Origin of the sequence: Spongiimicrobium salis (genome assembly GCF_043678055.1) — a bacterium.
In the GTDB taxonomy this organism is placed as follows: domain Bacteria; phylum Bacteroidota; class Bacteroidia; order Flavobacteriales; family Flavobacteriaceae; genus Spongiimicrobium; species Spongiimicrobium salis.
On record NZ_JBHEQA010000001.1, the window covers coordinates 167,852 to 184,847 of the forward strand.

At 40.1% G+C, this 16,996-nt stretch carries 23 protein-coding genes; 4 read left to right on the plus strand and 19 right to left on the minus strand.

Annotated elements, in window-relative coordinates; translation table 11 throughout:
* The first annotated feature begins 77 nt into the window (after window positions 1–77).
* The 4 genes from ACEXOE_RS00745 to pdeM are packed head-to-tail and all read left to right on the plus strand — an operon-like array spanning window position 78 to window position 5,789.
* Window positions 78–1,103, plus strand: a complete 1,026-nt coding sequence (locus ACEXOE_RS00745; protein WP_394746805.1) for a ligase-associated DNA damage response exonuclease — start codon at window positions 78–80, stop codon at window positions 1,101–1,103.
* Entirely contained in the window at window positions 1,100–2,695 is a 1,596-nt protein-coding gene (locus tag ACEXOE_RS00750; protein ID WP_394746806.1) for an ATP-dependent DNA ligase, read from the plus strand. Before ACEXOE_RS00745 ends, ACEXOE_RS00750 begins: the two co-directional genes overlap by 4 nt.
* Window positions 2,692–5,160 carry a ligase-associated DNA damage response DEXH box helicase gene (locus ACEXOE_RS00755; protein WP_394746807.1) on the plus strand — a complete coding sequence of 823 codons (2,469 nt, stop codon included), beginning with the start codon at window positions 2,692–2,694 and terminating at the stop codon, window positions 5,158–5,160. Before ACEXOE_RS00750 ends, ACEXOE_RS00755 begins: the two co-directional genes overlap by 4 nt.
* On the plus strand, window positions 5,157–5,789 hold the full coding sequence (gene pdeM, locus ACEXOE_RS00760) for a ligase-associated DNA damage response endonuclease PdeM (RefSeq protein ID WP_394746808.1): 633 nt from the start codon (window positions 5,157–5,159) through the stop codon (window positions 5,787–5,789). Before ACEXOE_RS00755 ends, pdeM begins: the two co-directional genes overlap by 4 nt.
* Window positions 5,790–5,795: 6 nt before the next feature.
* Here the strand turns inward: pdeM and ACEXOE_RS00765 are convergent, their stop codons facing one another.
* The 19 genes from ACEXOE_RS00765 to ACEXOE_RS00855 form a co-directional block, all read right to left on the minus strand.
* Entirely contained in the window at window positions 5,796–6,377 is a 582-nt protein-coding gene (locus ACEXOE_RS00765) for a helix-turn-helix domain-containing protein (protein ID WP_394746809.1), read from the minus strand.
* Between the two features lie 97 nt (window positions 6,378–6,474).
* Window positions 6,475–6,891, minus strand: coding sequence for a hypothetical protein (locus tag ACEXOE_RS00770; RefSeq protein WP_394746810.1), 417 nt, complete (start codon window positions 6,889–6,891; stop codon window positions 6,475–6,477).
* A 4-nt stretch (window positions 6,892–6,895) separates the two neighbouring features.
* Window positions 6,896–8,374: a cryptochrome/photolyase family protein gene (locus ACEXOE_RS00775; protein WP_394746811.1), complete on the minus strand. Its 1,479-nt coding sequence runs from the start codon at window positions 8,372–8,374 to the stop codon at window positions 6,896–6,898.
* A gap of 67 nt (window positions 8,375–8,441) precedes the next feature.
* Window positions 8,442–8,579, minus strand: a complete 138-nt coding sequence (locus tag ACEXOE_RS00780) for a DUF2256 domain-containing protein (protein WP_394746812.1) — start codon at window positions 8,577–8,579, stop codon at window positions 8,442–8,444.
* A gap of 5 nt (window positions 8,580–8,584) precedes the next feature.
* Window positions 8,585–9,220 carry a flavin reductase family protein gene (locus tag ACEXOE_RS00785; protein WP_394746813.1) on the minus strand — a complete coding sequence of 212 codons (636 nt, stop codon included), beginning with the start codon at window positions 9,218–9,220 and terminating at the stop codon, window positions 8,585–8,587.
* A gap of 4 nt (window positions 9,221–9,224) precedes the next feature.
* Window positions 9,225–10,319: an FAD-binding domain-containing protein gene (locus ACEXOE_RS00790; RefSeq protein WP_394746814.1), complete on the minus strand. Its 1,095-nt coding sequence runs from the start codon at window positions 10,317–10,319 to the stop codon at window positions 9,225–9,227.
* 19 nt (window positions 10,320–10,338) lie between these two features.
* Entirely contained in the window at window positions 10,339–10,623 is a 285-nt protein-coding gene (locus tag ACEXOE_RS00795) for a TIGR03643 family protein (protein ID WP_394746815.1), read from the minus strand.
* Entirely contained in the window at window positions 10,623–11,045 is a 423-nt protein-coding gene (locus ACEXOE_RS00800; RefSeq protein WP_394746816.1) for a DUF2452 domain-containing protein, read from the minus strand. Before ACEXOE_RS00800 ends, ACEXOE_RS00795 begins: the two co-directional genes overlap by 1 nt.
* Entirely contained in the window at window positions 11,042–11,590 is a 549-nt protein-coding gene (locus ACEXOE_RS00805) for a glutathione peroxidase (RefSeq protein WP_394746817.1), read from the minus strand. The genes ACEXOE_RS00800 and ACEXOE_RS00805 overlap by 4 nt, the downstream gene beginning before the upstream one ends.
* A gap of 87 nt (window positions 11,591–11,677) precedes the next feature.
* Window positions 11,678–11,899, minus strand: coding sequence for a hypothetical protein (locus ACEXOE_RS00810; protein ID WP_394746818.1), 222 nt, complete (start codon window positions 11,897–11,899; stop codon window positions 11,678–11,680).
* 45 nt (window positions 11,900–11,944) lie between these two features.
* On the minus strand, window positions 11,945–12,109 hold the full coding sequence (locus tag ACEXOE_RS00815; protein WP_394746819.1) for a Lacal_2735 family protein: 165 nt from the start codon (window positions 12,107–12,109) through the stop codon (window positions 11,945–11,947).
* 212 nt (window positions 12,110–12,321) lie between these two features.
* Window positions 12,322–12,474, minus strand: a complete 153-nt coding sequence (locus tag ACEXOE_RS00820) for a DUF4295 domain-containing protein (RefSeq protein ID WP_394746820.1) — start codon at window positions 12,472–12,474, stop codon at window positions 12,322–12,324.
* A 6-nt stretch (window positions 12,475–12,480) separates the two neighbouring features.
* On the minus strand, window positions 12,481–12,663 hold the full coding sequence (gene rpmG, locus ACEXOE_RS00825) for a 50S ribosomal protein L33 (RefSeq protein ID WP_394746821.1): 183 nt from the start codon (window positions 12,661–12,663) through the stop codon (window positions 12,481–12,483).
* Between the two features lie 20 nt (window positions 12,664–12,683).
* Complete coding sequence (gene rpmB, locus ACEXOE_RS00830) at window positions 12,684–12,923, minus strand: 50S ribosomal protein L28 (protein ID WP_394746822.1); 240 nt, start codon at window positions 12,921–12,923, stop codon at window positions 12,684–12,686.
* Window positions 12,924–12,998: 75 nt separating this feature from the next.
* Window positions 12,999–14,249, minus strand: a complete 1,251-nt coding sequence (locus tag ACEXOE_RS00835) for a competence/damage-inducible protein A (protein ID WP_394746823.1) — start codon at window positions 14,247–14,249, stop codon at window positions 12,999–13,001.
* Window positions 14,249–14,587: an Hpt domain-containing protein gene (locus ACEXOE_RS00840; protein WP_394746824.1), complete on the minus strand. Its 339-nt coding sequence runs from the start codon at window positions 14,585–14,587 to the stop codon at window positions 14,249–14,251. Before ACEXOE_RS00840 ends, ACEXOE_RS00835 begins: the two co-directional genes overlap by 1 nt.
* On the minus strand, window positions 14,587–15,198 hold the full coding sequence (locus ACEXOE_RS00845) for a fumarylacetoacetate hydrolase family protein (protein WP_394746825.1): 612 nt from the start codon (window positions 15,196–15,198) through the stop codon (window positions 14,587–14,589). The genes ACEXOE_RS00840 and ACEXOE_RS00845 overlap by 1 nt, the downstream gene beginning before the upstream one ends.
* A gap of 141 nt (window positions 15,199–15,339) precedes the next feature.
* A complete protein-coding gene (locus ACEXOE_RS00850; RefSeq protein WP_394746826.1) occupies window positions 15,340–16,116 on the minus strand; it encodes an exonuclease domain-containing protein in 777 nt (258 codons plus the stop codon).
* A gap of 103 nt (window positions 16,117–16,219) precedes the next feature.
* Window positions 16,220–16,996, minus strand: a complete 777-nt coding sequence (locus ACEXOE_RS00855) for a carboxylesterase family protein (RefSeq protein ID WP_394746827.1) — start codon at window positions 16,994–16,996, stop codon at window positions 16,220–16,222.

Consider the following 16,996-nt stretch of genomic DNA (forward strand, 5'->3'; position numbering starts at 1 on the left):
TTAGAATTATTAGTATTTTTAGAAGCCCAAAGCACTTCATGCTCTTTAATCATGAATTATTTTGCTGAACCCTTCCTATGAAGACACCGTTACTCTTGTTTAATGACAAAGGCATTTATTGCACACAGGCACAAGTATATATAGATCCTTGGAAACCTGTGAAGAAGGCCATTATTACCCACGGCCATTCGGATCATTCCCGCTGGGGGCATCAACAATATATTACCCATCACCATAATGTTCCCATTATAAAGCATCGCCTTGGTGCCATCACCGTCAGTGGCAAATCATGGGGTGAAACTTTTGAAATCAATGGGGTTCAATTTTCCTTACATCCGGCCGGACATATTGTGGGATCCTCTCAGGTTCGGGTAGCCTATAAAGGAGAGGTTTGGGTGTTTACCGGGGATTATAAAACGGAAAATGATGGTTTATCTACCCCTTTTGAACCCATTCCATGCCATACTTTTATCACGGAATGCACCTTTGGACTTCCTGCCTTTAAATGGACACCACAAGAACAGATTATGGACGATATCAATAGTTGGTGGGCGCAAAATAGGGCCAATGGGCAAACTTCCGTGCTTTTTGGATATTCTTTGGGAAAGGCACAACGCCTGTTAAAGCATCTCGATATAGACAATGGCCCTATTTTCACCCATGGCGCCATTGAAAAGATGACGGAAGTAATACGCCCGCTGGTTTCCTTACCCAAGACTACCTTAATTACCAAAGACACTACAAAGGATGCACTGAAAGGCGCCATGGTTCTGGCCCCTCCATCGGCCCACGGGAGTTCTTGGATCAAAAAAATGGTTCCTTATGTTACCGGCACGGCCAGCGGGTGGATGGCCTTTAGAGGAGCAAGACGCCGGCGGGCCATAGACAAAGGCTTTGTTTTATCCGATCATTGCGATTGGACGGGACTCCTAGGTAGCATACGCGATACCGGGGCCGAAAAAATCATCTGCACTCATGGATATACCGATATTTTTGCGCGCTTTTTAAGGGAAGAAGGTTATGACGCCAGGACTGCCGACACGCAATACGAGGGAGAATTGGCAGAAATTGAAGGAAATCAAAAAACGGAGACTTTGACATGAAACGTTTTGCTTCGCTCATCAAAGCCTTGGATAGTACCAACAAGACCACGGTCAAAGTAAATGCACTTGCCCAATATTTTGAGGATGCCGAGGATACCGATAAACTTTGGACTATTGCCCTCTTATCCCATCGTAGACCCCCAAGACCTGTAAATACTACCTTGCTGCGGGAATGGGCCACAGAATTGGCAGAAATCCCTCCTTGGCTATTTGAAGAATCCTATCATATTGTTGGGGATTTGGCAGAAACCATTGCCCTCATCCTTCCCAACTCCAATGAAGAAACCCAGATGTCATTGACCACTTTTTTAGAAGAAATGATCGCTTTAAAATCAAAAGAAGTTTCAGAAAAAAAAGCCTACCTACAACATCATTGGAAAAGATTAGGCTATTACGAGCGTTTTGTATTCAATAAATTAATGACAGGAGGCTTTCGAATAGGGGTAAGTCAAAAACTAATGACACGAGCCCTCGCTAAAGCTACGGGTATTGATGAAGATATCTTGGCCTATAAATTAATGGGGAATTGGACACCGGCCTCGACCACTTTCCAACAATTGATTATGGAGGAACGTCCTTCGGACTATCTCTCAAAGCCCTACCCTTTTTATTTAGCGTATGCCCTGGAAGGAGCAGCACAAGATTTGGGTGATTGCAGTCTTTGGTTTGCCGAGCACAAATGGGATGGCATACGGGCTCAGGTGATTCTTCGGGAGGCACAAATCTACATTTGGAGCCGTGGTGAAGAATTGGTAACCGATAAATATCCAGAACTACATCTTTTAACGCAACACCTTCCCAGTGGTACCGTTTTGGATGGGGAACTACTGGCCTATCCCAATGGTGCCATAGGAAATTTCAACGATCTGCAGACTCGTATTGGAAGAAAAAAAATCAGTAAGGCACTATTACTAAAAACACCGGTTATCTTAAAAGTTTATGATCTCCTGGAATGGCAAGGAAAAGATATTCGTTCCATGGCCTTTTGGAAGCGTCGGGAGATTCTGGAAACTTTAGTCCAAAACGCTGATCTAAAGCAATTGCAACTTTCCCAAACCATGACTTTTGATTCTTGGGACGATGTGGCAATGGCACGTAAAGAAGCAAGAGCAGTAAAAGGTGAAGGGCTAATGCTCAAGCGCAAAGATTCTCCTTATCTCGTGGGAAGAAAAAAAGGAGATTGGTGGAAGTGGAAAGTAGATCCGCTCACTATTGACGCAGTTCTTACCTATGCGATGCGGGGCCATGGAAGACGCAGCAATCTATTCACTGATTATACCTTTGGATTATGGAGTACCAACGAGAATGGAGAACAAAGCCTGGTTACTTTTGCCAAAGCATATTCTGGATTAACAGATAAAGAATTCAAAGAGGTGGATCAATTTATTAAAAACAATACTCTGGAACGTTTTGGCCCGGTCCGCAGCGTTATTCCGGCCTTGGTTTTTGAAATTGCTTTTGAGGGCATTGCGCTTTCAAAACGGCACAAAAGTGGTGTTGCTACGAGATTTCCGAGAATCTTACGTTGGCGACGGGATAAAAAAATAGAAGAAGCCAATAGCTTAACTGATCTTAAACAATTGATTCCATGAACAGAAAAGCATTGCTACAGCTCGCAGAAGCCTGGTTTTTGAAACAATCCTGGAAGCCTTTCCCTTTTCAGAAACAAAGTTGGCTTGCTTTTCTTCAAGGAAAAAATGGCCTTCTCAATGCACCAACGGGCAGTGGTAAAACCTATGCTTTGTGGATTCCCATAGTGCTGACCTATATAAAGAAGAATCCTGAATACCGCAATAAACACAGAAAAGGTTTAAAAGCCATATGGATCACCCCTTTACGAGCCCTATCGCAAGAAATTAAGCAAGCTGCCGAGCGGGTTGCCCATGATCTTGATACGCAACTTACTGTGGGCATTCGCAGCGGAGATACTTCACCATCGGAACGTGCACAGCAAAAAAAGTCCATGCCGGACCTGCTGATCACAACCCCGGAAAGCATGCATTTGTTGTTAGCCTCCAAGGGATATGATCAGGTATTTAAGGATTGCTATGCCATTGTAATCGATGAATGGCACGAATTGCTAGGTTCCAAGCGTGGCGTTCAGGTAGAATTGGCCTTGTCCCGATTAAAGACGATAGCTCCTGAGCTACGTATATGGGGCATCTCCGCAACCATAGGCAATTTGCAGCAGGCCCGGGAAGTGCTCCTTGGGCCGCAATCGGTGGGTCTAGAAAATTCTGTATTGATCAAAGCCCATATTCGGAAGAAAATTCGCGTACGGAGTATCTTGCCCGAAAGCATGGATACTTTTCCATGGCGCGGCCATTTGGGGCTTCACTTATTGGAGGAGGTCCTGCCCATTTTAGAAGGAAGTAAAACTACCTTGCTTTTCACCAATACTCGAAGTCAATGTGAGATCTGGTTTCAAAAATTGTTGGAAAAAGCGCCACAATTGGCTGGGGAAATTGCCATGCACCATGGCAGTATGAATAAAGAAACACGTCTTTGGGTAGAAGGGGCCATTAGAAATGCTTCTTTAAAAGCAGTGGTCTGTACTTCCAGTTTGGACCTGGGAGTAGATTTTGCCCCAGTGGAGACTATTATTCAGATTGGAGGCCCTAAGGGCGTTGCCCGATTTTTACAACGCGCCGGCCGAAGTGGCCACCAACCGGGAAAAGAAAGTGCCATCTATTTTCTTCCCACCCATGCCATTGAGTTAATAGAGGCCGCGGCCTTGCAAAAGGCAGTTAAGGATCATGTGGTAGAAGACCGCTTGCCTTATTTAAACAGCTATGATGTCCTAGCGCAGTATTTGGTGACTTTGGCAATTTCGAATGGATTCCAAGCTGCGGAAATTTTTCAGGAAATACGCACCACTTTTTGTTTTCAAGCCATTTCCAATGCACAATGGCAGTGGTTGCTCAACTTCATTACTTTGGGAAGTCAATCTTTACAGACCTATGATGAATACAAAAAAGTAATTGTCGCCGACGATGGTCGCTTTGTGGTGACCGACAGGACTGTTGCTATGCGGCATCGCATGCAAATAGGGACCATTGTCGGGGACGCCGATATTGTCGTAAAATATCAAAAAGGAGGTTATATTGGCACAATCGAAGAATTTTTTATCTCCAAATTGAGTCCTGGGGATGTGTTTACCTTTGCCGGGCGTAATTTAGAGTTGATACGGGTAAAAGGGATGCAGGCCCATGTTCGCAATTCCACAAAGAAAACCAAGAAAGTACCCAGTTGGATGGGTGGTCGTATGAGTTTTTCTGCCCAAATGTCGGAATTATTGCGATCTGAATTGCATTTGGTTTCTTCTCCACATAAAAAATTGGGCAGGGAGTTAAAAGCACTTTCAGGAATATTTGCGCGACAGCAGTTAGAAAGTATTGTTCCCGGACCGAACGAATTTTTAATAGAGACTTTTAAAACCCGAGAGGGGTATCATTGTATTTTTTATCCTTTCGAAGGACGTTTTGTACACGAAGCCATGGCAAGTTTATTAGCTTATCGTATCAGCCTTTTGCTTCCCATAACATTTTCCTTAGCCTATAACGACTATGGGTTTGAACTCCTATCTGACCAAGAAGTTGATATTGAAGCTATTTTAGACAACGATCTTTTTACGTCGGAATATGCCACATCGGATCTTCAAAAAAGTTTGAATTCTACGGAATTGGCCCGTCGTAAATTTCGAGATATTGCCGTCATTTCTGGCTTGGTTTTTACCGGATACCCAAAAAAAGGCATAAAAATGAAGCATTTACAATCTAGCTCCCAGCTGTTTTTTGACGTTTTCCGGGATTATGAAGCGGACAATCTGCTCTATCAACAGGCCTTCACGGAAACTTTTGAACATCAATTGGAAGAAGGCCGACTTTTATTAGCTTTGGAACGTATTCAGAAACAACAAATTGTATGGAAAGCCTGTACGAGTCCTACACCATTCAGTTTTCCCATTATTACCGATCGTCTGCGCGAAAAACTATCCTCTGAGAAGCTCGCAGATCGTATCAAAAAAATGACTGCTATTTTAATGAAACGAAAATGACCCATACCCTTGTGTTAAAGAATCAGCATTTTGTTTTACATCCCAGTGGTGCCGCTTTTTGGGAAGAGCAGCATATGTTGCTCGTCGCCGATGTGCATTTCGGAAAAATCACGCATTTCAGAAAATATGGGAGTGCAGTACCCTTGGAAGTTGCCCATAAAAACTTTGAAAAACTCAACAAGCTTATTGCAGATTTCAATCCGGGGCGCATTTGTTTCTTGGGAGACCTGTTCCATTCTTACATCAATTCGGAATGGGATATGTTTGCCAGATGGACACAAGAGATTTCTTCCAAAATTATTCTAATCACAGGAAATCACGATATCATTTCTCCCTTACGGTATCAAAAAATCAACGTTCAATTATATGATGAATGGATAATTGATCATTTCCTCTTAACACACCATCCTGAGGAAAAACCTAAGCTTTTTAATTTCTGCGGCCATATACATCCTGCCATTCGACTACAAGGAAAAGGAAGACAATCCTTAAAGTTAGCCTGCTTTTTTGAAGGGGAACGACAATTGATTTTTCCAGCATTTGGAGTGTTTACCGGAACACATCTCATGGAGATCGGCAAAAAAAACAAGGCATATGTTATTACCGAGAACGAAGTTTTTCCAGTTTGATTCTCTTTAAGAAGAGGTCTTCGGTCTCCGCAAAAACAAATCTCCATAAAATAAGATACCCAGTACCATAAGAATACAAGGAATCAATAGCGTTCGTATTCCCACGGCAAAACCATCTAAAAAACCTTGAAAAACAAATAGAAAAACCAGATAAAGGATAAGTCCGCTACCAAACTTAAGTACGCGTTCCAATCCACTCATCTCTTTGGTCCACCCAATAATAACCACTGGAATCACAAGTCCCAAAAGAACGCCAGCGGCACGGCTGTTTGCATTGGAGGCCCAATGCATTGTAGTGATCCAAAAAACGCACATCAGTGCGAAATTTAATAGGCCCATAAAGAAATAATGCAATAGCTGTTTCCCTATATTCTGTTTCTTGGGAACCATTTCCAAAAGTGAAACTTCCTCGAAATCTAACTTCAAAGCTTCACATAACAATGCCAGAGTACCTCCCCTGGCCCTGGAAGCTCCATTTTCTATACGTTGTATGGTACGCAAATTCAATCCGGCAGTCGTGGCCAATTCTTCCTGTGTCCATCCTTTTGCCTTTCTACATTCTTTTATTCTTCTTCCTATGGTATTCATCTGTATTATTTTTTAAATCTTGAATAAAGATAGTATGGAAAGCCCATATTGATAAGGGCATTTGGACGACTTTGCAGACTATTTGCATTTGCCGTATTTATGCCGTTCCAATATTGATACAGCTCCAGATAAAAATAAGGGTCCATAATACGGTACGCAACCAATTTTGTCTTACCAATTGTACCAATAGTTTTTCCGGATACTCCGCGCTATTCAAGTGCTGATGCAATGGCGCAAATTGAATAAAGGTAGATAACCAAACACTAATTATAAGGATACTGCTTATGACCGTGTAAATTGATACTTCGTGCCATAGTTGAATCCCGGCCAATACCAATTGCCCCATAATGAGCGGTATTACAATCAGGGAGATGCGCAAGGTATATTTTTGATGCCAAATTTTCAGTTTTTCCATAGACAGGTATAAAAAACTGGGATAGGCAATCAATTGAACCATCCATATTAGGATAAGCAGTCCAAAATCGAGCAATAAACGAAGTGTATCAAGAGGCATAACATCAAATATTTTCAAGATAAGTATTGGCGTTATTCAAATGCTGTAGGCGTTTTTCCTCAGGCATCTTATCATACATACGCACCAACATTCCGAGTCTGGGGTTTTGTAGAAAAAAACCACGTTGCTTATCCATAAAACGCCAAAAGAGACCATCCCAGGTATCTTGCCAATCGCCTTTTGGATAATTGCCCATTTTTTTGAGATAATTACTTCCGCCAATGTAGGGCTTCGTTGCAAACAAACCTCCATCAGCAAACTGACTCATGCCATATGCATTGGGAACCATAACCCAGTCATAGGCATCTATAAAAAGTTCCATAAACCATTGGTATACCTCATTGGGATCAAATTCACATAGCAGCATAAAGTTACCCAAAACCATGAGACGCTCAATATGATGGCAATATCCGGTTTTTAGTATTTTTTTTATGGTCTGATCTACAGGAACAATTCCTGTTGTTCCGTCGTAAAATGAAGCAGGTATCTTTCGATCAAAACACCAGAAATTTCTAGTTCTAGCAAACCTGCCTTGACATGTATACATACCCCGAACAAACTCTCTCCACCCTATAATTTGCCGTATAAATCCTTCCTTGGAATTTATGGGCACACCTTGTTTTTCGGCAAAATTTAACGCCTTCTCCAAAACCTCTTCAGGAGTAATAAGTCCCACATTGAGCATTGGGGTAAGTACGCTGTGATGTAATATCACTTCTTCTGCTACAATAGCATCTTCATAGGTTCCAAATTCCATGAAACGGTATTCCAAAAACTGATCCAACCATTTTTTTGCACTTTTATGGTCACAAGGGTACAAGGGAGATTCCGAGAGCTTTCCTAGATGATTTGAAAAAAACTTAGAAACATAAGTTTTCGCCTCTTCAAAATAAAGATTGGTATCCGGAAATTGAATTGGGGGCGGTATTTTCTTAACAGGATACTTTTTCCTGTTCTCTGTATCAAAAGTCCATTTCCCCCCTTCTGGGCTCCCATCTGGGTTCAACATTATCTTGCGTCGCTTTCTCTGGTCCGTATAAAATGTCGTTTGATGGTACTTTTTTTTATCCGGTTTAAAGAAGTGCTGCAAATCTTTCCTTGAATTCAAAAACAATGGGGATTCATAAGTGTGAAGTAAAATATTCAACTTAACACACTCCTTGCTTATTCGCCTTTCCAACCAATCATCAGTGGTAGCTATCGTATGGATTTCCCGTATTCCATTTTGGAACAAAAAAGGAATCAAATTTCGAATATCGGCATGTGTCTCATGGGCATCAATATAGGTAACGCTGATTTCTTTCTTTTTTAGGAAGTCGGCATAATACTTCATACTTGCACGATGATAGGCGATTTTTTGTTTATGAAACTTGTATTGCCTAAAAAATAAAAACTCCTCTATCACATAGCAAGGCAATCCATTTTGTAGCAATGGCCCTTCTTCAAAAAGATGATGTGGAAAAACTATATTTACAGCTGACATTCCTATATTTTCAATCTATTTTTTGTTCATCAAATGGGCGTTATGCTATAGATCAATCTAAATGGCCTTAAACGCTTTTCTTATTTCTTCTACAACGCTCTCCACAATACACAATTTCCTCCCAATTGCGCTCCCATTTTTTTCGCCATTGAAAAGGTCTTTGACATACAGGGCAAATTTTTTCTGGTAAATGGATTTTTTTCATGCTGCCTATTTTTCAAAATCGGGAATCTCATCTAATCGCACATAAGGAAACCGTTCTAGTTTTTCAAGTCCGTAATAGGTATTCAAGCCAGAAATCCCAACTCCTTGTATCGCAGACAGATCTACATCATGGTCCTTGGTCATCGCCTTGTTCATAATGTCGAGAAAGACAACTTCACCTATCATTAATACAGTACCATTTCTTGGAATGGGTATGGCCTCTACGAACTGCATTCCTATTTTTAGCTTGCTCTCTTCAACAAAAGGAGCTTGTATTCCTTCGTAATACGATGCGGTAAGGCCACAAGCCTCAAACTCAGAAACCTTCCTATCAAATTTTGCTGACGTATAGTGCGCATTTTTAATATGCGACTTCGGAATATGGTTAATGGTATAACTGCCATTTTCCATAATATTTTCATAGGTGTGACGTGATATTTCGCCCGTTGGTCTTGAAATAAAACCTAAAAGCGCCGGGTCGCTTCCCAAATGTATTACAGAACTGAATACCGCTACATTGGCCTCTCCCTTATCCGAAATACTACCAATAAGGTTCCCTGGTTTTACTCCTGAAAGGGAATTTATAAGTTTCAATCGTTTTACACGATCCATTTGTTGAATTTCTGTTTGCGTATATTGCATAAACTTAACGTATCATTATTTTTTTACACTTCTTCCAAAAATTGAAAAAAGAAGGAAAATCCCCTTGTAGGGGAAACATCCAATCCCTAGCTTCCTCAATTCCCTTATAATGTCTATTAAAAGGATGCTCTTTATAATACAGTTCTTTGGTTGGATAAGCAATCTGGAATTCCTCAAAATCACCTACGAAAGTCTGTATTCCACTAATATTCTTGGCCAATTGCAGTACAAACTGTAAGCTTCTTTCAGAAATCGGATATTCTTTAAAGTGGCTTGGTTCCAGCAATAACACACGATTTGCTGTTATGTCTTTTTTCCACAGCGGATCCAAATTGTAAAAATTGTACAGTAATACCGGGATTCCTGCATCGATATGCAATGGTTGTACTTTTGGAAGGTGGGTTTTCAGTGTTGGTATAGTAGTTTTGAACAACACTGGAGGGACATCATGAAGAGGAAACTGATCATAAGGTACATCTAGAAAGGTATCCTTTTGATCGGTGAAGCAAAAATGATTGATGTTTTCTTGATTTGCATAATATTTTTTTTTGCTATTGCTACCAGCAACCCATTGCCAACTCAAAGCATTGCTTCCCCAATCTGCATCCAATAAATAATAGTACATCCATTGGGCGGGAAGTTTCCAATGACTTTTTCCAATATTACATGCTATTGAAGCCATATACATGCGCAGATGATTATGCACATATCCTGTTTCATACAATTGTTGTAATCCTTGATCTATTGCTTGAATCTCTGTTTTACCTAAGACAAGATTTTCCGAAACCCCATAATTTTCAACGGCTTGTTGGGTTCGTTTTAGGTCGGTATTGATCCCTGAACCATGTACGCGCCAAACCCGCTGCCAATACTCTCTCCATGCCAGCTCTTGAATAAACTTTTCCATTGCTGTAAAAGCAAGACCCTTCTCTTGTACAGCTGTAAAAATGGTCTTTGTAGAAATCACCCCTCGAGAGATATAAGGAGAGAGATAAGTCACCGCTCCATCAAGGTAATTTCTTGTTTTGCCGTATCGCAGAGGATCAATGTCCTCTATTCGCTTTAAAATATCTTGATATTGCGTTGGAAAAACGTTCATACTAAAAGGATCAAAAACCTTATCTCTTACTTATTTTGTTCCCTGAGATCGCTCGTTGTCTTGAGCATTTAAAGCGATTGATTTCAGGATTTCTTTTCTTCAAGTGCTTTTGGCTAACCCCGCTATTCACACGTTTTCTCCATCGCTTAAAGCTATTTTCTTTAAGATAGGTGCGCATGAGCTTAATTACTTCTTTTTCCGGTAGTTTAAATTGATACCTAATGGCTTCGAAGGGCGTTCGGTCTTCCCAAGCCATTTCAATAACCCTATCCAGATCTCGTTCGCTTAAATTAAACTCTGCCATTATAAACCCTCTTTTATGGATTGGATTTTTTCCCACATTTTATCTGCATTCAAACGAAAACTGCCTACAAAATCAAAATTGCATTCATGGGGTGCAATTACCGATAAAAACGCCTCTTGTTTTTTGTCCCGATATAAATGATAGGTTTCTCCGACCAAAGGCTCAAAATTAAACCTGGCGCCGTATACCAAATTATTGTATTCAAACTGCTCCATCATCGCATCGTATTCGGCTTTCAGTTCCAAATATTTTGTGTTAATCTGCTGATTTACTTTGTGAATATTTCTATTTTTCCAAGCTATGGTATCCCCTGTAGTAATTACAGGAGCACCAAGATCTGTCGCATACGGTTTAAGGGAAGCAGTGTACTTTTCACTTTTTTGGTCATAGACTACCTGGTCAGGTTTCTTTTTTTCTTTCATGTACTTCTCTCCCTTTCTTTTAAAAACCGCGTAATCTTAGTACTGGTAGGCTTTGTTATAGAATAAAAAACATGGACGAGTTCTCCCTCAGGATCTACTAAGTATTTTTGAAAATTCCAACGCACTGTGGAATTTAATTTTCCATTTTTCTTTTTTTGGGTCAACCAAGTATATAAGGGATGCTGCTGTTTTCCTTTTACAGCTATCTTTTCTGTTATACTAAAACCAACACCAAAATTACGTTGACAAAAACTCTGGATTTCTTCGGGTTCTCCAGGTTCCTGTCCTCCAAATTGATTACAGGGGATGCCCAAAAGCGTTATGCGATCAGCATATTTTTCATGAAGTATTTGTAATTCCCTGTATTGCTTCGTAAAACCACATTGGGAAGCTACATTGACAAAGAGAATATATTTTCCCGCATAATCCTGTAAATTTAAGGGAATTCCATTACTATCGTTAATCGTTATTCCATATAGAGACTCTTTGGAGAGTTTCGAATTTTTAATTTTCTTGGATGTCTTTATCGTCTTTAATAGCCTCATAATGCCCTATGTTCTTTATTTTCAATACGAATTCATGATGGCACTGCGCTGTAAAATTGTATTCCTACGAAAAGGTATCTGGGTTAACTAAATAGAAATATTTCCTTTTAATCGTTTTTCTATTTTCTTTTTCTTCACCGTCAAGCGTTTCATAATATCCATGACCTCTGTGTTCTTATCCTTTTTGTATAGCTCATTCAATTCTAAAATCAATGCTTTCACCTCTCTAGAAGCAGATACGCGATCACTAGTTGTCATTCCCGACATTTTCCGTTGCTCAAATTCTGCTACTCTTTCCATTAAATCCATATAATTTATTTAAGTAATTGGGGCAGGAAGCTGGGTTCGGAACGCCTAAATTAGTTTATCCAATTGTTTCAGAACTTCCTCCGCTTCGAATACCTTTTCATCGCTAAGTTTTCTATTTGTTGTTGATAGGCGATGCGCTTCCTCCATGAGTTTGCGATATTTCTTTTCTAATAGCTCTTTTTGCGATTTTTTCTTGAACAGTCCAAACATTCTTTTCTCTTTTCAATGATACAGCGCAACATTAGCGCTCCATTTCAAAGGTAAAAATACAAATTGTTTAACAATATTTAAAAAATATTAAACAAAATTATATTTTGATTGTTCTTCCATTCTCCAAGCAAAATATGTAATATATTACGATTTACAGCACAAAAAAGCCACTTTCAAAAGAAAGTGGCTTTATACACAATACTAAGATTGTTTTATTTCTTTGCCAACCAAGCATTTACTGCCTCCGGAGGCATAATGGATTCTGAGAATGTATAAGCACCTGTCTTAGGTGATTTTACCATTTTGATGGCTTTGGTCAATCTTTTTGAACTCGTCTGTAAACTTGCTACCGTTTTCTTTGCCATGACTTATTATTTTATTTCTTTATGAATTGTCATTTTCTTAAGAATAGGATTGAACTTTTTAAGCTCCATTCTATCTGGAGTGTTCTTCTTATTCTTTGTAGTAATATACCTTGATGTTCCAGGTTGTCCTGACGCTTTGTGTTCGGTACATTCCAATATCACCTGAACTCTGTTTCCTTTCTTTGCCATTGTACGCTATTTTTTCAGGATTACTTAATTATTCCGTTATTGCTCTTAGCTTCTTTCAAAACCGCAGAAATCCCTTTTTTATTGATGCTTTTCAAAGCCTTGGCAGATACCTTTAAGGTAACCCATCGGTCTTCTTCAGGAATATAAAAACGTTTCTTGGAAAGATTTACATTAAATCTTCTTCTGGTTTTATTGATAGAGAAGGAAACATTGTTTCCAAACATCGCTCGCTTTCCGGTGATTTCACAAACTTTTGACATTGCGCTGCGTTTTTGTGTTATTTTTAAACAGGGTGCAAATTTATATCATTTTTATGTGATGTACAAGATTCTTTTTTAGAATTTTAAAATTTCTTTTTCCAATAACTCAAACGCCTTATGTACCGACTTTTGCACTACCCTTTCCCTATGGTTTCCCATCATAAATTCTGAAGCAAAACTCCCTTTGGGAGTAGCAATGGCAATAAAAACTTTCCCTATGGGCGTATCCGCATCCCCTTTGCTCGGGCCTGCATTGCCTGTAGTGGCTATGGCGAAATCCGTTTTTAGCAATTCCCGCACATTCGCCGCCATGGCTTCAGCTACCTCTGCACTGACCACGGAATACTGATCCACCAATGCCTGGGGAACCTTTAGCACTTCTACTTTTGTTGCTGTGGCATAACTCACCACACTACCCTTAAAATATTTGGAAGCTCCGGGTATTGCTGTTATCTGTTCGGCTATTTTTCCTCCTGTGAAGCTTTCTGCGGTTGCCAAGGTTTTATTTCTCTCACTCAACATCCTGGCCACAGCGCCTTCGATACCTCCTTCATCTTCTTCTCCATAAATGACATCGCCTATTTGGGCATACAATTCCGTTATTGCCTTTTCTACAGCATTAGTAATCATTGCTTTATCGGCACCCCTTGCACTCAAACGCAATCTAACCTTGCCAAGATTGGGTAAATAAGCCAGTTTAATAAAGGAAGGCAGTGCATCTTCCCAAGATTCAATACGTTCCGCCAAAGCACTTTCACCAACACCATAAGTCATTAAGGTACGATGTAAAATATGTGGTCTCTTAAAAGCGGTATTGATTCTAGGAATGACTTGTTCCGTCATTAAATTTTTCATTTCAAAAGGCACTCCGGGCATTGCCACAAATACTTTTTCATTTTTTTGGATCCAGATTCCCGGTGCCGTACCATAGGCATTGTGTAAGGCTATTGCTTTTGAGGGTACTAAAGCCTGCCTCCGGTTTACCGCTGAAATACTCGCCGAACGAATATACTTTTTGAACAATTCTTCCACATGCTGCAACACTGCTGTATTTTCTACCAGTGTATCTTCAAAATAAGTGCATAGGGTATGCTTGGTAATATCATCTTTGGTAGGCCCCAGTCCTCCGGTTATAATAATGATATCCGCCCTGGTTTCTGCTTCTCGGAGCGCCTGTACAATATGGGATGCATCATCTTGAATAGAGGTAATCTGGTAAACGGAAACCCCTATTTTGTTCAATTCTGTAGCGATAAAGGCCGAATTGCTATCCACAATTTGCCCTATTAAGATTTCATCCCCAATGGTGATGATTTCGGCAAACATTAGAGGTCAAAATCTTTTTTAAGTTCGGAAATTACCTGATGGATATCCTGTTTCAATGTAGGAAAAATGCGTTCAATTTCAGAACTTCCGGAAGCGCTTTTTCCAAGTGTTTCAATATCCAGAGCCGCTTGGCGCGTCTGTTCCATTCCCAAAAGATCTACATTGGGTTTAATTTTATGGGCCAGCTTATATACATTTTCATAATTTCGCTGGGACAAGGCAGTTTCCAGTTGTTCCAGATCTTGGGGCACTTCTTCTAAAAATACTGAGATAACGGAATTGATAAAGTCTTTATCCCCATCAGCCATTTCATTTAATTTATCAAGATTATATATCATTATTTAATTTTTACTGTGAATAGTTCTTTCCCTTCAAGTACACCTGAAAGGTAATCATTTGTACTTATTTTAGCAACTCCGGCCGGTGTACCGGTAAAGATCACATCTCCTTTTTTCAACATAAAAAACGTAGAAACATAAGCGATCAATTCGTCTATTTTCCAGAGCATCAAGGTCGTATTGCCCTCCTGTACCACGGTTCCATTGTTCAACAATTTAAAGTTTAAGTCGTTCAAATCTTTAAAAGTTGTTTTGGGAAGCCATTTTCCGATCACCGCTGCTCCATCAAAACCTTTGGCTTTCTCCCAAGGCAGCCCTTTTTCTTTTAATTGTGTTTGTACATCCCTAGCGGTAAAATCGATTCCCAAACTTATTTCATCATAGTAACTAGGGGCAAATTTAGGGTCGATATGTTTTCCTACTTTTTTAATTTTCACCAGTACTTCCACTTCATGATGCACATCGTTGGAAAATTCAGGAATGTAAAAATCTTGTTCTTTAGGGAGTACGGAGGAATCTGGTTTTATAAAGACTACCGGATCCAAAGGGCGTTCATTGGATAATTCTTCAATATGCGCCGCGTAATTACGGCCTATGCATATAATTTTCATTTACAGATTGTTTGTGTTGTTTATAGTTCTTATGATATACCCGGGAAAGCTTAAAATCTGTTCCCTTGTATATGTTTCCCCACATGTATCCTTTTCTTCTACTGATCAAAAAAAAGAATGGTCCTATACCATTAAACGTATTTACGTCAATTTATTATTTAGCTTGCTCAATTTAATTTGGGTAAGTACTTTCTTGGTGTACAGGGGAAAGTCAGCATTCAATATCCAGCCGAAATAACCAGGCTCTTTCTCCAAAACCTGATCTACTTTTTTCCCTTTGTGTTTTCCAAAAGAAAAAATAGGATCTCCTTCTTCATCGAGCACAATAAATCCAGCAAAATCCAAGGATTGTTTCCGTCTCGAGAATTCCGATAATTTCTTGACATTATTCTCCAGATCCGGATAGCGGTCCAATTGCGACAATAACACTTCATAGGTGGCATGGGTATCCGCGGCGGCGCTATGGGCATCTGTTAATTCTTTGTCACAATAGAACTTGTAGGCTGCGGCTAGGGTCCGCTTTTCCATTTTATGAAAAATGGTCTGTACATCTATGGAAACCGTATTTTTCATGTCAAAATCGATTCCTGCTCGTAGCATTTCTTCCGCCAAAAGGGGAATATCAAAGCGATCGGAGTTAAACCCTCCTAAATCGCTGTCTTTGATCATGGCATATATTTCCTTGGAAAGTTCCTTGAAGGTGGGCTCATTGGCCACTTTCTCATTGGAAATCCCATGAACGGCAATAACCTCTTCCGGGATAGGCATTTCCGGATTTACCAACCAGGTCTTACTCTCTTTATTTCCATTGGGGAATACCTTTAAAATAGCGATTTCCACTATTCTGTCTTTGGCTACATTAACTCCGGTAGTCTCTAAATCAAAAAAGCAAATAGGTTTTGTAAGTTGTAAATCCATAGTCATCTTTAAATTGGGTACATTACAAAGATAACCTATAGGTACGACAGGAAAAATCTATCCCATCTTTATTTTTGATATCAAAATCGATAAAACTTCTGGATTAACGCCTTGTAGAAAACAGCCATGGCAACAGTTGAGGCTCTGCAAAGGCATTATCCCAGCTATTGTGGCCTACATCCGGATATAGGGAATATTTTACCTTTCCCTTGGCCGCTTCAATTGCCTTTACCATGGCACTGGAATAGGTATAGGGTACGGCTTGATCCTTATCCCCATGGAATACCCACCAACTTGCCCCGGTCAATTTGCCTGCCGTATCAGGATGGGCACCGCCACAAATAGGGAACGCTGCTGCAAAGGTCTTAGGGTTACGCCGTACGATCTCAAAAGTCCCCATACCTCCCATAGACAATCCACCTACATATACTTTTGATCGATCAACAGGATAATTTTTGAAGAGTTGTTTCATTAATTTCTGCACCATTTTCATTGCCATAGTGGGTTTGCCTTTTTTATGAAAAATGAATTTCCCCTGAGTGGGATCTGCGGTATTTTCCTTATTGCTCCATTGATCTTCCTTTGGGCATTGGGGAAAAACGACTATGGCAGGAAATTTTTTTCGAACATCTTCCTGAAGAAACAAACGGGCTCCATGCACCAACTGCAATTCATTATCCGTACCCCTTTCCCCAGAACCGTGCAAAAATAACAATAGCGGATAGCGCTCTTCCGGATTGTAGTTGTCCGGCAGCAAAATCCGATACGGCATGCGATCTTTTCCTTTGACAAACACCTCTTTTTTATAGGCCGAAAGGTCTTGCCCCATTACATTAAAAAGACCGAACAGAAACACAATACCCATTGCTATTTTTCCCAT

Coding starts and splice junctions, on each gene's coding strand:
- ACEXOE_RS00745 (WP_394746805.1), top strand. CDS start 78: ATGAAGACACCGTTACTCTTGTTTAATGACAAAGGCATTTATTGCACA.
- ACEXOE_RS00750 (WP_394746806.1), top strand. CDS start 1,100: ATGAAACGTTTTGCTTCGCTCATCAAAGCCTTGGATAGTACCAACAAG.
- ACEXOE_RS00755 (WP_394746807.1), top strand. CDS start 2,692: ATGAACAGAAAAGCATTGCTACAGCTCGCAGAAGCCTGGTTTTTGAAA.
- pdeM (WP_394746808.1), top strand. CDS start 5,157: ATGACCCATACCCTTGTGTTAAAGAATCAGCATTTTGTTTTACATCCC.
- ACEXOE_RS00765 (WP_394746809.1), bottom strand. CDS start 6,377: ATGAATACCATAGGAAGAAGAATAAAAGAATGTAGAAAGGCAAAAGGA.
- ACEXOE_RS00770 (WP_394746810.1), bottom strand. CDS start 6,891: ATGCCTCTTGATACACTTCGTTTATTGCTCGATTTTGGACTGCTTATC.
- ACEXOE_RS00775 (WP_394746811.1), bottom strand. CDS start 8,374: ATGTCAGCTGTAAATATAGTTTTTCCACATCATCTTTTTGAAGAAGGG.
- ACEXOE_RS00780 (WP_394746812.1), bottom strand. CDS start 8,579: ATGAAAAAAATCCATTTACCAGAAAAAATTTGCCCTGTATGTCAAAGA.
- ACEXOE_RS00785 (WP_394746813.1), bottom strand. CDS start 9,220: ATGCAATATACGCAAACAGAAATTCAACAAATGGATCGTGTAAAACGA.
- ACEXOE_RS00790 (WP_394746814.1), bottom strand. CDS start 10,319: ATGAACGTTTTTCCAACGCAATATCAAGATATTTTAAAGCGAATAGAG.
- ACEXOE_RS00795 (WP_394746815.1), bottom strand. CDS start 10,623: ATGGCAGAGTTTAATTTAAGCGAACGAGATCTGGATAGGGTTATTGAA.
- ACEXOE_RS00800 (WP_394746816.1), bottom strand. CDS start 11,045: ATGAAAGAAAAAAAGAAACCTGACCAGGTAGTCTATGACCAAAAAAGT.
- ACEXOE_RS00805 (WP_394746817.1), bottom strand. CDS start 11,590: ATGAGGCTATTAAAGACGATAAAGACATCCAAGAAAATTAAAAATTCG.
- ACEXOE_RS00810 (WP_394746818.1), bottom strand. CDS start 11,899: ATGGATTTAATGGAAAGAGTAGCAGAATTTGAGCAACGGAAAATGTCG.
- ACEXOE_RS00815 (WP_394746819.1), bottom strand. CDS start 12,109: ATGTTTGGACTGTTCAAGAAAAAATCGCAAAAAGAGCTATTAGAAAAG.
- ACEXOE_RS00820 (WP_394746820.1), bottom strand. CDS start 12,474: ATGGCAAAGAAAACGGTAGCAAGTTTACAGACGAGTTCAAAAAGATTG.
- rpmG (WP_394746821.1), bottom strand. CDS start 12,663: ATGGCAAAGAAAGGAAACAGAGTTCAGGTGATATTGGAATGTACCGAA.
- rpmB (WP_394746822.1), bottom strand. CDS start 12,923: ATGTCAAAAGTTTGTGAAATCACCGGAAAGCGAGCGATGTTTGGAAAC.
- ACEXOE_RS00835 (WP_394746823.1), bottom strand. CDS start 14,249: ATGTTTGCCGAAATCATCACCATTGGGGATGAAATCTTAATAGGGCAA.
- ACEXOE_RS00840 (WP_394746824.1), bottom strand. CDS start 14,587: ATGATATATAATCTTGATAAATTAAATGAAATGGCTGATGGGGATAAA.
- ACEXOE_RS00845 (WP_394746825.1), bottom strand. CDS start 15,198: ATGAAAATTATATGCATAGGCCGTAATTACGCGGCGCATATTGAAGAA.
- ACEXOE_RS00850 (WP_394746826.1), bottom strand. CDS start 16,116: ATGGATTTACAACTTACAAAACCTATTTGCTTTTTTGATTTAGAGACT.
- ACEXOE_RS00855 (WP_394746827.1), bottom strand. CDS start 16,996: ATGGGAAAAATAGCAATGGGTATTGTGTTTCTGTTCGGTCTTTTTAAT.